Genomic DNA, 15,158 nt, shown 5'->3' with positions numbered 1-15,158 from the left:
ACCGGCGGGTTGATTGAAGCCTTGCAGCTTACTCGTGCGTCTGGATCTCGGCGCGACGATTCAGGGCGCGGCCTTCCGCGGTGTCGTTGGTCGCAATCGGCTTGGACTCGCCGAAGGCATAGGTGTTGATGCGACCACCATCGACGCCCTTGCGGACCAGGTAGCTCTTCACGCTGTTGGCGCGACGCTCGGACAGACCCTGGTTGTAGCCGTCGGTGCCGACCCAGTCGGTGTGACCGGAAACGTCGACCTTGAGGCTCGGGTACTTCTTGCTCAGACCGCCGATCACGTTGGCGTCTTCATCCAGCTTGGCTTTCTCGGAATCGGCCAAGTCGGACTTGTCGAACGCGAAGTGCACGTCGTCGAACTTCTTCTTGGCGCCGTCAGCGGCTTCCTTCGGGCATCCCTTGGCATCGACGGCGGTCCCGGCCGCAGTGCCCGGGCACAGGTCGGCGGTATCGCAGACGCCGTCGCCATCGCTGTCGGCGCAGGCAGCTGCCACCGGCGGCGGTGCATCCGGTTCGGCGCGCTTGCCGAGCGGAATCACCAGGCCGAACTTCAGCACGGCTTCGCCCAGGTTGCTCTTGCCGTCGATACCGGGCCAATCATCGGTGATGAAGATGTGGCGATAACGCAGGTCGGCGCGGAAGCCGAGGTCGGCGTTCCAGAGCGTGAAGTACTTGATGAAGCCGACGCCGGCATCGGCAAGTCCATCGCCGACGTGGGCGTTCTTGCCCGGATTGCGCGTTTCGCTGTGCACGGCGCCAGCGCCGACCGCGAAATACGGCGAGAACGACGGGTTGCGGCTGTAGAAGTACATCGCATTGATCTTGCCGCCGTACTCGAGCTGAGCGATCGAGCCGGGGTTGTCGTCATGCGGGAACGTGGTGTAGAACGCGCCGACTTCCCAGCCCCAGTGCTCGTTGAACGAGTTGCCGAAGGCGAGTTCGCCGCCCTTGCCGGAATCGACTCCGACGCGGTCGTTGTTCTCGAAAGTGTAGGTAAACAGCTCGGAAATGTACGGACGCATCTCGTACGGCGAGTCCGTGACCGAACCTGCAGCATGGCCGGTGGATGCGATGGACAGCAGTCCGACAAGCAGACCTGCCCGGATAATTCTCTTCATTCAATAAACTCCCTTCAAGCAAAGCGGAACAGCTTTTGGCCAAGCCTTTTTTACCGCGCGGCTATTATAGGCGAAGCTGAATGAGACTCGGCAAGTCTCAAACCCCTTTTTTCCCATTTCTTCCGCTTTGCAACATTGCCACTTCCGCCCAAACCGCGACTGAACGCGCGGGCTTGGCTGCTCGCGCCGATGCCGTCGGTTTCCTCCGGAGTTCAAACTGTGATGCAGTTTCTGGCCCAGTACGGGCTCTTTCTTGCAAAAACCGTGACCTGGGTTGCGGCCATTCTGCTGTTACTGGCTGGAATCCTCAGCTTACTGCGTTCTGCCAAGCAACAGACCGGCAACCGGCTGGAAATCAAGAACGTCAACGAGCGGCTGCGCGAGCTGGCCGAGGGGCTCAACGAAGAGCTGCTCGCGGCGGCCGACCTGAAAAAAAGCACGGCCGAGCAGAAGAAGGCCCGCAAACGTGAGGCCAAGCAGAACAAAAAGGCACCGCCGCCGCCGAAGCCGCGCGTTTTCGTGCTGGATTTCGACGGCGACATCCAGGCCTCGGCCGTATCCAGCCTGCGCGAGGAGATCAGCGCGCTGCTGCAGGTGGCGCGCGACGACGACGAGGTGCTGCTGCGCCTGGAGAGCGGCGGCGGTCTGGTGCACTCCTATGGACTGGCCTCGTCCCAACTGGTGCGGCTGCGCCAGCGCCGGCTCAAGCTGACCGTCGCGGTCGACAAGGTCGCCGCCAGCGGCGGCTACATGATGGCCTGCGTTGCCGACCAGGTGATCGCCGCGCCGTTCGCGATCGTCGGCTCGATCGGCGTGGTGGCGCAAATTCCGAACTTCAACCGCCTGCTGCGCAAGCACGACATCGACCTGGAGCTGCATACCGCCGGCGACTACAAGCGTACCTTGACGATGTTCGGCGAGAACACCGAGGCCGGCCGCGCCAAGTTCCGCGAGGAAATCCAGCAGACCCACGACCTTTTCAAACGCTTCGTCGCCGACAACCGGCCGGGGCTGGACCTGGCCAGGGTCGCCACCGGCGAACACTGGTTCGGCAGCCAGGCGCTGGAGCTGAAGCTGGTCGACCGCATCGCCACCTCCGACGATTACCTGCTGGGCCGCACCCAGGACGCCGACGTCTACGAGCTGCACTACCGCCGCCGCAAGCCGCTCAGCGAACGCCTCGGCGACAGCCTGACGCGGCTCGCCGCGAGCCTGCGCCGCGCCACTCACGGCGAGATGATGCGCCCGCTGTAAACAGGCCGCGCCCGGCCTGCGCGGCGCCGTCTAATAAAACCATCGCGCGACGTAGGAAAAACGCTATCGGTCCGCGCGAGGGCTTGGTAGCCTGTGGTCATTCGGGCTGGGGAAAGCCCGGCGGCTCGCGCCGTTGCGTCATCAATAAAAAATAGATCGAAGAGGAGAACCCGATGCACCACGCACAAGGCGGCCTGCGCCCGCTCCTGCCCGTCATCTCGCGGACCCGTCGCCTCCAGGCGCTACTGCTCGCCGGCACACTGGCCGCGCCGATGCCGGCGCTGGCGACCCCGTTCGACTTCGAGCTCGCCGACGAGTCGTTCAACGGCATCATCAACACCAATCTGAGCGTCGGCGCGCAGTGGCGTGTCGAAAACCGCTCGAACGACCTGATCGCCAAGAACAAGGTCAATCCGAACTTCTGCCCGGTCGCGCCCAACGGTGCCGGCACCTCGTGCCAGGGCCATCTGGACTACGCCGATCCCTCGCACGCACTGCTCGGGCTCAACAGCGTCATCGGTGAAGGTTCGAGCGCCAACCAGGTCGCGGTCGACGCGCCCGGCCAGTTCTCGAACAACAACGACGACGGCAACATGAACTACGACAAGGGCGACCTGACCCAGGCCGTAGGCAAGCTGGCGATGGACATCACCGCGCATTACCGCGGCTTCGACCTGTTCGTGCGCGGTTATGGTTTCTACGACGCCGAGAACCACAACCGCCAGGACTTCAACAACAATATCCAGACCGCCAACACCACCAGCGGCGCCAACCAGATCCGCCGCGGCATCGGCGAGGCCAACAAGCGCCCGCGCAACGGCACCACCGAAAACCAGATCGGCGTCGGCGCGAGGCTGCTCGACGCCTACATCTCGACCTCGTTCCCGCTGGGCGAAGACCGCGACCTCACCGTCAAGCTCGGCAGCCAGAACATCAACTGGGGCGAGAGCACCCTGCTGGTGGTCGGCAGCCTGAATTCGTTCTCGACACCCAACGTGAACTCGCTGTATCGCCCGGCTTTCCTCGATATCGCCGAAGTGCTGGAGCCGACGCCGGCGCTGATGGTGTCGACCAGCCTGTTCGAGAACGTCACCGTCGAGGCCTTCTACCAGTACGCCTGGAAGCCGGCGGAAATTCCGCCGGCGGGTTCGTACCTGTCGACCGTCGACGTCGGCTCGGACAACCAGCGCGACTACATCTTCCTGGACTTCGGCAAGACCGCCGAGGATCCGGACCGCCTCGCGCTGCCCGACCAGATCATGCTGTCGGCGATCACCGAAACCTCGGGCACGATCGAGCTGCTGCCGGAGAACCGCGCCAAGAACAGCGGCCAGTTCGGCATTTCGCTGAAGTACTACGCCGAGTGGCTCAACAGCGGCACCGAGCTGGCGCTGTACGCCGGGCGCTATCACAGCCGCCTGCCGTACCTGAGCTTCTATGAAGGCGACTACGGCTGCCTGTCCGGCCCCGACGCGCTGCAGCCGGCCGCGGTCGGCCCGACCAAGACCTTGCAGGACACCCTCGGCGTGATGGGCGCCTGCCAGGGTCTGGACACGACGCTGTTCGTGACCAACGCGCTGCCCGGCGCGGTCGCGCCGGCGGTGCGCGACCAGAACGTCGCCGCCACCGGCGATGCCTTCGTGCTCGACACGGTCAAGGCGCGGCTGGAATATCCGGAGAACATCGACCTCTACGGCTTCAGCTTCAATACCGCGTTCGGCGACATTTCGCTGCAGGGCGAAGTTGCCTACCGGCCGAACCAGCCGCTGCAGGTCGACGACACCGATCTGGCCTTCGCCGCGCTGCAGAACATCTTCCCGCGCGGCAACGGCACCGGTGCCCAGGGCGACAGCTACGACTTCGGCCTGGCCGGCGATCTGCCCGGCGTGCCGGCGCTGCTGGCCGGTGCCGGCACCATCGCGCAGCTGCCGGGCGCGCGCTACGGCGTACCGGACTTCGTATCCGCGTATCGCGGCCAGGACCCGCTGGGTTACGCACCCGGCCAGTACATCCGCGGCTGGGAGAAGTTCAAGACCGCGAACTACAACCTCGGCGTGACCAACGTGATCGGGCCGGAGAACTGGTTGTTCGCCAACCAGATCATCCTGATCGGCGAATTCGGCGCCAGCCAGATCTTCGACCTGCCGTCGACCAGCAAGCTGCAGATCGAAGGCCCGGGCACCTTCACCTCGGCCGGCGCCGGCGCCGACGGCACCGGCGCGGACGGTTCGGCGCAGTCGAACTCGGCCGTGATCGGCCCCTCCGGCATCCGCTTCAATCCGACCCAGACCACCAAGGGCTTCGTCACCGATTTCTCCTGGGGTTATCGCGTGATCGCGCTGCTGCGCTACGAGAACGTGCTGCCCGGCATCGGCGTCGAGCCGACCATCATCTGGTCGCAGGACGTCAGCGGTGTATCGCCGGGCCCGGGCGAAAACTTCGTCGAAGGCCGCAAGTCGGTGATCGTCAGCACCACCGTGCGTCTGTCGCAGGCGATGGCGGTGGCGGCGGGCTATACCGCGTTCTTCGGCGGCGGCAGCCACAACCTGCTGGCCGATCGCGACTTCGTGCAGGTCGGCATGCGCTACCAGTTCTGATCGGTTCACGGCGGCGGATGCGCGGATCCGTAGCGGATTCGCCGCGCATTCGCTGGCCGGTTCGCGGCGCGGTGTTTCATAATCGCCGGATCGCAGCCAAGCCATTGCGGGCCGCGATGCCGCCACTGCTTCACGCAGACGCCCAGGAACCAGAACGACAATCAGGACGAGCGCATGAAACTGACGAGCAAAAGTTTTCCCGACGGCGGCGTGGTCCCCGGCCGCTGTGCTTTCGCGATCAAGGCGCCCAAGGGCCGCGTGCGCCTGTCGGACAATCTGAATCCCGAGCTGAGCTGGAGCGGTGCACCGGCCGGCACCAAGAGCTTCGTGCTGCTGTGCATCGACCCGGACGCGCCGACCCGGGCCGACGACGTCAATAAGGAAGATCGCGAAGTGCCGCTGAAACTGCCGCGCACCGCGTTCGCGCACTGGGCGCTGGTCGACATCGCGCCGACGCTGAGCTCGATCGAAGAAGGCCTGTACTCCAATGGCGTGGTCGCGCGCGGCAAGCAGCAGCCGGCCGGGCCGGAGGGCTCGCGCCAGGGCATCAACGACTACACCGGCTGGTTCAAGGGCGACGCCGACATGGAAGGCCAGTACTACGGCTACGACGGCCCCTGCCCGCCATGGAACGACAGCGTGCCGCACCACTACCGCTTCGAAGTGTTTGCGCTGGACATCGAGCGCTGCCCGGTCGAAGGCGCGTTCTCCGCGTCCGACGTGCTCGCGGCGATCCAGCCGCACGTGCTGGCCAGCGCCAGCATCACCGGCCGCTACAGCCTCAATCCGCGGATCCGGCTGAACTAGGTCGGCCGCCAGCAGCGGTCATTTCGCGAGAGCGGCAATGACCCGGCCTGGCGGTAGCCGCCGCGAACTCGCGCGGTGCTGCATGGTCTGAGTGCGCGTGACAGACTCTGAGTCCAGTCTTCCCTCCCCCCGTCCTTCGATTGTCGTTGCCGAGATTGCCGCGCATGTCCCGACCCGTGCTGATCAACCGTCTTGCGCCGCTGGCGCTGATGCTGCTGTCCACCCTTGCCGCGCTGCCGGCCCAGGCCCAGGTACAAGGCGGCCTGCCACTGCAGCAGGGCCTGCCGTCGCTGGCGCCGATGCTCAGGGGCGCGACACCGGCGGTGGTCAACATCGCCGTCACTTCCAAGGCCGAGTCCTCGGCGCAGAACCCGCTGCTGCAGGATCCGTTCTTCCGCCGCTTCTTCGACGTTCCCGAGCAGCAACAGGAGCAGGAATCGCAGGCGGTCGGCTCCGGCGTGATCGTCGATGCCGCCAAGGGCTACATCCTCACCAACAACCATGTCGTCGATCAGGCCGACACGATCAAGGTGCGCCTGGTCGATGATCGCGAGTTCGACGCCAAACTGATCGGCAAGGACCCGGACACCGACATCGCGCTGCTGCAGATCAAGGCGGACAACCTGAAGGCGCTGGTCATGGCCGACTCCGACAAGCTCGAAGTCGGCGACTTCGTCGTCGCCATCGGCTCGCCGTTCAATCTGCGCACGACGGTGACCTCGGGCATCGTCAGCGGCCTCGGCCGCCAGGGCATGGGCGCCGGCTACCAGGACTTCATCCAGACCGACGCCTCGATCAACCCGGGCAATTCCGGCGGTGCGCTGGTCAACCTGCGCGGCGAACTGGTCGGCATTCCGAGCCAGATCCTGTCGCGCAGCGGCGGCAACATCGGCATCGGCTTCGCGATCCCGACCAATCTGGCCAAGCTGGTGATGAATCAGCTGACCCAGTACGGCACCATCGAGCGCGGCCGCATCGGCATCGGCGGCCAGGATCTGGACCCGGCACTGGCCAAGGCCTTCGGCCTGGCGACCACGCGCGGCGCGGTGATCAACCAGATCCTGCCGGGCTCGCCGGCGGAGAAAGCCGGCCTGAAATCCGAAGACATCGTGCTCAGGGTCAACGGCCGCGAGATTTCGACGTTCCAGCAGCTGCGCAACATCGTCGGCCTGATGCGGGTCGGCGACAAGGTCGATCTCGACATCCTGCGCAACGGCAAGCCCAGGACCGTGACCGTGACCATCGGCAAGAGCACCGAGCTCAGTGCGGCCGAAGACGGCGCCGGCACCGACGCCAGCAAGCTGCATCCGGCGCTGGCCGGCGCGACGTTCGTCGCCATCGACGAAGCCACCGCCAAGCGTCTGCGCACCGGCGGCATCCTCGTCAAGGACGTCGCCGTCGGCTCGGCCGCCGCGCACGCCGGCCTGCGCCCGGACGACGTGATCCTCAGCGTCAACCGCCAGCCGGTGACCACGATCGACCAGTTCAGCAAGCTCGCCGGCCCCAAGGCCACCGAGCTGCTGCTGCACATCCAGCGCGGCGCCGGTGCGCTGTTCCTGATCATCCGCTCCTGATCCGCTGCTGAGGCGAACCCGAGCCTCCCTGCCGATAGCGGCAGGGAGGCTTTTCGCGTTTAGGCGCGGCTATACTGGCCCGACCCACTTTTGACGCGGCGTCGCCCCATGCTGGAAGCCGAACTCGAGCAGCTCGAACAGCGCATACAGCGGCTCGCCGCGGCCTACCGGCAGGCGCGTCTGGAAGCACGCCGCGCGCAGCAGGAGCGCGACCGCATGGTCGCGTTGAACAACGAACTGCGCCGGCGCATCGAGGGCATCGTCGAGCGCGTGCGGCTGCTGGAAACCGAGCAGGATCCATGACCGACAAAGTCGCCTTCGGCAACGACGGCAAGAGCGAGGCGCGCAGCGTCACCGTGCGCATCATGGGCCGCGAATACACGGTGATGTGCCCGGCCGAAGAACACGAGGCGCTGGTTGCCTCGGCGGATTTCCTCAACGAGCGCATGACCGCGATCCGCAAGCGCGGCAAGGCGCTCGGCGCCGAACGCATCGCGGTGATGGCGGCGCTGAACATCGCGCGCGAACTGCTCGAGGCCAAAGGCTCGGACTCGGTGGCGCATCCGGACGACGCGGCGCTGGCCCGCGTGCGTCAGATGCGTCTCGACATCGATTCCACTTTGACCCTGGAATAAAGCGCATCGAACGCTGGACGAGGCGCCACTGGCGACCGGCGGCAAACGCGATTCAGGCGGCGTCGGAATGCGGTGTTATGATGTCCGCGGTGTCTCCTGCCGTGTTCGACAATCGCTCTAATCCCCTTGAGCCTAATTGCAAACCCCGGGAGCCAAAACTGTTTGGGCGTGCAGGCCCGCGTCGTCGGCGGGAAGCCCGAAAAACGGATTGCGGCACCCACTTGAGACCTCGTCTCAAGGTACCGAGCGAATGACGGCGCAGGTGGGAGGCACCGCTACTAATTCCGTCAATCCGGTGATCGACAAAAGCTCGCTCCGCCGGATGCTGCGTCAGCAGCGCGTCGCGCTGCCGCGCGATCAGCGCCGCGAAAAAGCCAGGCGATGCGCACGACATGCGCTACGCGCTTTGCTCGCGCGCAAGGTGCGCCGCGTCGCGGTGTATATCGACTACCAATCCGAGTTGTCGACGCAGCCGCTGATTCACGGCCTGATCGATCGCGGTGTGCGCGTCTATGTGCCGCGGCTGATCGGCGCGGCGAACATGCGCATGATCGAGTTGCGCAGCGATACCCGCCTGCAGCGCAATCGTCACGGCATCGCCGAGCCCTGCGGCCGCAGTCACGCGCGGCCGCGCCAGCTCGACGCGATCGTGCTGCCGCTGACCGGCTTCGATCTGCAAGGCCGTCGCCTCGGCACCGGCGGCGGCTATTACGATCGTTTTCTCAGCGATCTGCGCGGCCGGCCGAAACCCTGGCGGCTTGGCTATGCTTATGCGCTGCAGCAATGCGCGTCACTGCCGGCCGATCCCTGGGACGTGCCGCTGCACGCGGTCTGCACCGAACGCGGCCTGCTGCGCTTCACCCACTCACTATGAAAAAGACCATGCCTTCCTACTGGCTGATGAAGTCCGAACCGGACACGTTCTCGATCGACGATCTGGCCAAACGGCCGAAGCAGATCGAGCCCTGGAACGGCGTGCGCAACTACCAGGTGCGCAACATGTTCAGGGACCAGATGAAGGAAGGCGACCTGTCGTTCTTCTATCACTCGAGCTGCCCCGAGCCGGGCATCTACGGCGTGATGAAGATCATCAGCAACGCCTATCCCGATCCGACGCAGTTCGATCCGAAGTCGGACTACTACGACGCCAAGTCGACCCAGGAAGATCCACGCTGGCTGCTGGTGGACGTGCAGTTCGTGCAGAAACTGCAAACGCCGGTGCTGCTGGGCACGCTGCGCGAGCACGAGGCCAAGCTGGCGGGACTCAGAGTGCTGGAAAAAGGCACGCGGCTGTCGGTGACGCCGGTGACGGCGGCGCACTGGAAGTACGTGTGCAAGCTGGCCGGGATCAAGGCCTAGCTTTCCTTGAAGAAGAAACCGAAGTCCGTTCGTCCCGAGTAGCCTCGCCTGCGAGGCGTATCGAGGGACCGGACCGCGGCCGGATCCCTCGATACGCGCCTGCGGCGCTACTCGGGACGAACGGGATGTGTTTGCGGCTTTCTCAAAACACCAAACGCACGCCGGCACGCGCATCGCTCAAGCGCAGATCCAGGTTGCTATGGCTCAGATCGGTCGACCGGTAGTCGGCGAACAGGCCCAGATAATCGTTGATGCGCACATCGAGGCCGACGTTGTACTCGATGCCGTCATAAGTGTCGCCGTCGCGATCCAGGCGCACGTAGCCGATCGCACCGGTGAAGGCCAGGCCTTTGACCGCCAGCCAGCTAGTGCGCAGGTAGATGCCGACGCCGTCGGCGTCCGCGCTGCTGATGCCGTCGTCGACCGACTCGTTGATGTAGTCAGCAGCAATGCCGAAATAGCGCCAGTAATAGCCGGCACCGGCGCGATAGCTGTCGCGGTCGGCGTCGCCGTCGTAATTGCCTTTCTGGTATTCGCCGTCGAAGGCGATGTTGTCGTTGAGCCGCAGCAAGCCCTTGATGCCGTAGCCATCGCCGTCCGTGCTGCTGCTGACCGAGTTGCCGTTGTCGTCCTCGACCTTGGCCTTGATTTCGGTCCACGGCAAGTAGTAGACGTCGACGAAACCGTCCAGGGCCTGCGCCTGCACGGCCGGCGCGAACAGCACGCTGGCGAACGCGGCAATGGGTGCAACAGCGGACGCGATCAGCTTCAAACGACGCATATCAGTCTCCCTGACGTGGTGAATCCCCAGGCTTCAAGCCTGTGTACCCAAGAATAACCGGTACGCGGGATTGGCGGTTTCTTCCCAATATTCGTAGCCGAGTTCATCCAGCGAACGCCGGCACTCCCCGAGCTGACCGCGCGGCAGCTGCAGCGCGCACAGCACACGGCCGTTGGCGGCGCCGTGATTGCGGTAGTGGAACAGGGAAATGTTCCAGCGTCCGCCGACTGCGTCGAGAAAATCCAGCAGCGCACCGGGGCGCTCCGGGAATTCGAAGCGGAACAGGTGCTCGTCGGCCAGGCCCGGCGCGCGGCCGCCGACCATGAAGCGCACGTGCATCTTGGCCATCTCGTTGCCCGACATGTCGAGCACCGGATAGTCCTGGGCGCGCAGTGCATGGATCAGCGCGTCGCGCTCGGCCAGGCCGGCGCTGAGCTTGACGCCAACGAACACGTGCGCCTGGCTGGGCGAGGAATAGCGGTAATTGAACTCGGTGATCGCACGCCGGCCGATGACTTTTAGAAAGCGCTTGAAGCTCGCCGGCTTCTCCGGGATGGTCACCGACAGCAGCGCCTCGGCGTCGTCGCCGAGTTCGGCGCGCTCGGCCACATGGCGCAATCGATCGAAGTTGATGTTGGAGCCGGAGACGATCGCGCAATAGGTCTTGCCGGCGACGTCGTGCGTCTGCGCCCAGCGCTTGACGCCGGCGATGCCGAGCGCGCCCGCCGGCTCGGGCACCGCGCGATTCTCGTTGAACATGTCGCGGATCGCCGCGCAGATCTCGTCGACGCTGACGGTGATGCAGTCGTCGACCAGCTCGCGCGCGACGCGGAAGGTCTCCTCGCCCGCCTGGCGCACCGCGACCCCGTCGGCGAACAGCCCGACCTGGCTCAGCCGCACGCGGCGTCCCGCGGCCAGCGCCTGCTGCATGCAGTTGGAATCGTCGGGCTCGACGCTGATGACCTGGGTCGTCGGGCTCAGATGCTTGATCCAGGCCGCGACACCGGCGAGCAGCCCGCCGCCACCGACGCAGACGAACACCGCATCGAGCCGGGCCACGCCCAGCGGCGCCAGCTGTTGCAGGATTTCGCGCGCCACCGTGCCCTGGCCGGCGATCACGTCGACGTCGTCGTAGGGGTGGACCATGGTCATGCCGCGCTGCTCGACCAGCTCGCTGGCATGCGCCGAGGCGTCGTCGAAGGCGTCGCCGTGCAGGATCGCCTTGCCGCCGAGGCTGCGTACCGACTCGACCTTGATCGCCGGCGTGGTCCTGGGCATGACGATGGACGCGGCGATGCCGAGCCGCTGAGCAGCCAGCGCTACCCCTTGTGCGTGGTTGCCGGCCGAGGCCGCGACCACGCCGCGCGCCCGCGCCTTGGCGTCGAGCTGGGCGATCTTGTTGTAGGCGCCGCGCAGCTTGAAGCTGTGCACCGGCTGGGTGTCTTCGCGCTTCAGCAGCACGCGGCAGCCAAGCCGGGCCGACAACTTCGGCGCGTCTTCCAGCGGGCTGATGGCCGCAACCTCGTAGACCCGGGTGGCGGCCAGCTCGATGCGGCGTGCGTACTGGTCCAGCAGTCGGTTGCGGGCAGCGGAGCTGGCGGCAGCGGCGGGTGCGGCTTTCTTTTTCACGTCGGGTCCACAGAAGCGCGCCCTGGCCGGGCGCGGCGCCGGCAGCGGGTTCGTAGATTGGGCGGGCGTTCATTATGATAGCGGCCCTTCGCTTCCCCTTCCCCATTCCCTGATCGGTCCCTCATTCCCGCGCATGGCTCAGACGATGGCTGGCACGGTCGCCTTCATTGGCGGCGGCAATATGGCGACGAGTCTGATCGGCGGCCTGATCGCGGCCGGCGCCGACCCGCAGGCGCTGCGCGTTGCCGAACCGGACGCGGCGCGCGCCGCGGCGCTGCGTGAACGCTTCGGCGTGCAGACAGCGGCGTCCGGCGGCGACATCGTCGCCGGCGCGGCGGCCGTGGTGCTGGCGGTGAAGCCGCAGCAGCTGGTAGCCGCGGTCAAGCCGCTGCAGCTGGACAAGGGCACGACGGTGCTGTCGATCGCCGCCGGCGTGCGCGTCGAGACCTTGCGCGCCTCGCTCGGCAGCGGCGTGCACATCGTCCGCAGCATGCCGAATACACCGGCGCTATACGGCGTCGGCATCAGCGGCTTGTACGCGCCCGAGGGCACGCCGGACGCGGCGCGCAAGCTGGCGCAATGGATCCTCGACGCGGCCGGTCAGTGCTGCTGGGTCGAGCACGAAAGCGACCTGGACGCGGTCACCGCGGTCAGCGGCTCGGGCCCGGCCTACTTCTTCCTGCTGGTCGAGGCGATGCGCGAGGCCGGCGTCAAGCTCGGCCTGTCGCCGGAAGTCGCCGCGCAACTCGCGGCTCGAACGCTGGTCGGCGCGGCAAAGATGGTCGATGCCGGTGACACCGACGTGGCGGTGCTGCGCGCCAACGTCACCTCCAAGGGCGGCACCACCGCGGCAGCGCTGCAGCACCTGGAAAGCGCCGGCCTGCGCCCCATCATCCAAGATGCGCTGGCCGCCGCGGCCAACCGCAGCCGCGAACTCGGTGACGAGCTGGCCGCTGCGGCGACGTCATAACGGAGACTGTCTTATGGGCGCGCAAGCGGCCAATGCCCTGATCTACCTGATCAACACGCTGTTCAACCTGTACATGGGCGCGGTGCTGCTGCGTATCGTGCTGCAGTGGGTGCGCGCGGATTTCTACAACCCGATTTCGCAGCTGGTGTGGAAGATCACCCAGCCGGTGCTGCGCCCGTTCGCCAGCCTGCTGCCGCGCTGGCGCAAGCTCGACATCGGCGCCTCGCTGCTGCTGCTGATCCTGGCGATCATCTACGTGCAGATCATCGCCTCGCTTTGGAGCCTGCACATCGGCCTGCTGGCGACGCTGTGGTACTCGGTGCTGAAGATCGTTTCGCTGGGCATTTCGATCTTCACCGCCAGCATCATCATCTACGCGATCCTGTCGTGGTTCGGCCCCGGCCTGAGCAACCCCAGCGCGAACATCCTGTACAGCATCAACGAGCCGCTGCTGCGGCCGATCCGCAAGATCGTGCCGCCGCTGTCCGGGCTGGACCTGTCGCCACTGGTGGCGATCCTGCTGCTGCAGGTGGCCGGCATGCTGCTGCCGCTGCCCGGCTACTTCGGCCTCGGCTAGAGCGACGACTTTAGTGTCCGCAGAAGCAGTTGAAGGCTCGGTCGGCCGGGTCGTTCCGCAGCTGATCGATATCGACACGGCGCTGATCCTGGACTGCGGCCGGCTGCTGCCGCGGCATCAGCTGATGGTCGAAACCTACGGCAAGCTCAACGCCGATCACAGCAATGCGGTGCTGATCTGCCACGCGCTGTCGGGCGACCATCACGCCGCCGGTTTCCATGACGACGAGCGCAAGCCCGGCTGGTGGGACAACTGCATCGGACCGGGCAAGCCGATCGACACGAACCGCTTCTTCGTGGTGTCGCTGAACAATCTCGGCGGCTGCCGCGGCAGCACCGGCCCCAACACCGTCGACCCGGAAACCGGGCGCGTCTGGGGCCCGGATTTTCCACTGCTGACAGTGCGCGACTGGGTGCGCTCGCAGAGCCTGCTGGCCGATAGACTCGGCATCACCCGGTGGGCGGCCGTCGTGGGCGGCTCGCTCGGCGGCATGCAGGTGATGCAATGGGCCGTCGACCTGCCGCGCCGCGTGCGCCATGCCGTGGTGATCGCCTCGGCGCCGCAGATTTCGGCGCAGAACATCGCCTTCAACGAGATCGCGCGCCAGGCGATCCTGAGCGATCCGGATTTTCACGGTGGCCGCTACTTCGAGCACGGGGTCGTGCCGGGCCGCGGCCTGCGCCTGGCGCGCATGCTCGGCCACATCACCTATCTGTCCGACGCGGCGATGCGCGCCAAGTTCGGCAACGATCTGAAAGCGCCGCAACCCTCGTTCAACTTCGACGTCGAGTTCGAAGTCGAAAGCTATCTGCGTTATCAGGGTGAGGCCTTCGTCGATCGCTTCGACGCCAACACCTATCTGCTGATGACCAAGGCGCTGGATTATTTCGATCCGGCACGCGACTACGACGATTCGCTGGTGACCGCGTTCCAGCAGGCGCAGGCGCGTTTCCTGGTGATCGCGTTCTCCAGCGACTGGCGCTTTTCACCCGCCCGTTCGCGTGAAATCGTCAAGGCTCTGGTCGACGCCGGTCGCGATGTTTCTTACGCACTGATCGAATCGGCACTCGGCCACGACGACTTCCTGATGCCGCTGCCGGACTATCACCTGACACTGCGCAATTACCTGGCGCGCGTTGCCGAGGAAGTCGGCACATGAGCGCGCTGCGTGCGGACCTCGCGCTGATCGCGGAATGGATCGAGCCCGGCGCGCGCGTGCTCGATCTGGGCTGCGGCGACGGCTCGCTGCTGGCCTATCTGGCCGAGCATCGCCAGGCGCGCGGCTACGGCCTGGAGATCGATCCGGCGAATGTGGCCGCCTGCATCGAGCGCGGTGTCAACGTGATCCAGGCCGATCTCGACGACGGGCTGCGTGATTTCGAGACCGGCTCGTTCGACTATGTGCTGCTGACGCAGACCTTGCAGGCGCTGCAGCGGCCCGACGAGGCGATCGAAGAAATCCTGCGCGTCGGCCGCACCGCCATCGTCACCTTCCCGAACTTTGGCCACTGGCGCGTGCGCATGGCACTGATGAATGGCCGCATGCCGGTGACCAAGTCGCTGCCCTCGGCTTGGTACGACACCGCCAACATTCACCTGTGCACCGTCGACGATTTCGAAGCGCTGTGCGCGACGCGCGGCTGGCAGGTGCACGAACGCCGGCTGCTGAACCGCGCGCACAAGGAAGGCTGGTCGATCAGGCTGGCGCCGAGCCTGTTTTCGGAGATCGCGCTGTACCAGCTGCAGGGCCGCGCCGGCGGCTGAAAGCTCCCTCTCCCTGCGGGAGAGGGCCGGGGTGAGGGTGTCCGAGACACCGCGAAACTGAGCCTCCCTCATCCGCTCCTTTGGG

At 65.9% G+C, this 15,158-nt stretch carries 15 protein-coding genes and 1 other RNA gene; 13 read left to right on the top strand and 3 right to left on the bottom strand.

The genetic code is table 11. The features are described 5' to 3' along the window. Positions 1–28: 28 nt before the first annotated feature. Positions 29–1,126, bottom strand: coding sequence for an OmpA family protein (locus ACQZF9_RS03900; RefSeq protein WP_428311955.1), 1,098 nt, complete (start codon positions 1,124–1,126; stop codon positions 29–31). Positions 1,127–1,348: 222 nt separating this feature from the next. Between ACQZF9_RS03900 and sohB the strand changes: the two genes are divergently transcribed. The 9 genes from sohB to ACQZF9_RS03855 all read left to right on the top strand — a co-directional run bounded on the left by sohB (position 1,349) and on the right by ACQZF9_RS03855 (position 9,352). Next, a complete protein-coding gene (gene sohB / locus ACQZF9_RS03895) occupies positions 1,349–2,380 on the top strand; it encodes a protease SohB (protein WP_428311954.1) in 1,032 nt (343 codons plus the stop codon). Positions 2,381–2,553: 173 nt separating this feature from the next. Next, positions 2,554–4,977 (top strand): DUF1302 domain-containing protein, encoded by a 2,424-nt coding sequence (locus ACQZF9_RS03890; protein WP_428311953.1) that lies wholly within the window; start codon positions 2,554–2,556, stop codon positions 4,975–4,977. 174 nt (positions 4,978–5,151) lie between these two features. Further along, positions 5,152–5,784 carry a YbhB/YbcL family Raf kinase inhibitor-like protein gene (locus ACQZF9_RS03885; protein ID WP_428311952.1) on the top strand — a complete coding sequence of 211 codons (633 nt, stop codon included), beginning with the start codon at positions 5,152–5,154 and terminating at the stop codon, positions 5,782–5,784. A 182-nt stretch (positions 5,785–5,966) separates the two neighbouring features. After that, a complete protein-coding gene (locus ACQZF9_RS03880; RefSeq protein WP_428313361.1) occupies positions 5,967–7,358 on the top strand; it encodes a DegQ family serine endoprotease in 1,392 nt (463 codons plus the stop codon). A gap of 108 nt (positions 7,359–7,466) precedes the next feature. Beyond that, positions 7,467–7,661 (top strand): hypothetical protein, encoded by a 195-nt coding sequence (locus ACQZF9_RS03875; RefSeq protein WP_072898826.1) that lies wholly within the window; start codon positions 7,467–7,469, stop codon positions 7,659–7,661. Next, the gene (locus ACQZF9_RS03870) at positions 7,658–7,993 is read left to right on the top strand and encodes a cell division protein ZapA (RefSeq protein WP_428311951.1); all 336 of its coding nucleotides are present in this window, start codon (positions 7,658–7,660) and stop codon (positions 7,991–7,993) included. Before ACQZF9_RS03875 ends, ACQZF9_RS03870 begins: the two co-directional genes overlap by 4 nt. 90 nt (positions 7,994–8,083) lie before the next feature. Further along, a non-coding RNA gene (gene ssrS, locus ACQZF9_RS03865) (6S RNA) lies at positions 8,084–8,266 on the top strand. A 49-nt stretch (positions 8,267–8,315) separates the two neighbouring features. Further along, complete coding sequence (locus ACQZF9_RS03860; protein ID WP_428311950.1) at positions 8,316–8,867, top strand: 5-formyltetrahydrofolate cyclo-ligase; 552 nt, start codon at positions 8,316–8,318, stop codon at positions 8,865–8,867. Beyond that, positions 8,864–9,352 (top strand): EVE domain-containing protein, encoded by a 489-nt coding sequence (locus tag ACQZF9_RS03855; RefSeq protein WP_428311949.1) that lies wholly within the window; start codon positions 8,864–8,866, stop codon positions 9,350–9,352. The genes ACQZF9_RS03860 and ACQZF9_RS03855 overlap by 4 nt, the downstream gene beginning before the upstream one ends. Before the next feature lie 142 nt (positions 9,353–9,494). Here ACQZF9_RS03855 and ACQZF9_RS03850 read toward each other — a convergent pair whose 3' ends face one another. Then, positions 9,495–10,133, bottom strand: coding sequence for a hypothetical protein (locus ACQZF9_RS03850; protein WP_428311948.1), 639 nt, complete (start codon positions 10,131–10,133; stop codon positions 9,495–9,497). Between the two features lie 33 nt (positions 10,134–10,166). Continuing rightward, positions 10,167–11,708, bottom strand: coding sequence for a threonine ammonia-lyase, biosynthetic (gene ilvA, locus ACQZF9_RS03845; RefSeq protein ID WP_428313360.1), 1,542 nt, complete (start codon positions 11,706–11,708; stop codon positions 10,167–10,169). A gap of 199 nt (positions 11,709–11,907) precedes the next feature. Here ilvA and proC point away from each other — a divergent pair, with 199 nt between their 5' ends. From proC to metW, 4 genes are read left to right on the top strand one after another with little or no spacing between them, the layout of a single operon-like run. After that, a complete protein-coding gene (gene proC / locus ACQZF9_RS03840) occupies positions 11,908–12,732 on the top strand; it encodes a pyrroline-5-carboxylate reductase (RefSeq protein WP_428311947.1) in 825 nt (274 codons plus the stop codon). A 13-nt stretch (positions 12,733–12,745) separates the two neighbouring features. After that, positions 12,746–13,309 (top strand): YggT family protein, encoded by a 564-nt coding sequence (locus tag ACQZF9_RS03835; RefSeq protein ID WP_428311946.1) that lies wholly within the window; start codon positions 12,746–12,748, stop codon positions 13,307–13,309. 13 nt (positions 13,310–13,322) lie between these two features. Then, entirely contained in the window at positions 13,323–14,468 is a 1,146-nt protein-coding gene (gene metX, locus ACQZF9_RS03830) for a homoserine O-succinyltransferase MetX (protein WP_428311945.1), read from the top strand. Positions 14,469–14,473: 5 nt separating this feature from the next. Next, on the top strand, positions 14,474–15,073 hold the full coding sequence (metW, locus tag ACQZF9_RS03825) for a methionine biosynthesis protein MetW (protein ID WP_428313359.1): 600 nt from the start codon (positions 14,474–14,476) through the stop codon (positions 15,071–15,073). The last annotated feature ends 85 nt before the right edge of the window (positions 15,074–15,158 follow it).

The sequence above is a fragment of the Hydrocarboniphaga sp. genome, from assembly GCF_965279055.1.
In the GTDB taxonomy this organism is placed as follows: Bacteria; Pseudomonadota; Gammaproteobacteria; order Nevskiales; family Nevskiaceae; genus Hydrocarboniphaga.
The sequence above is the reverse complement of the archived record's forward strand: the minus strand, read 5'-3'. Positions and strand labels throughout refer to the sequence as shown.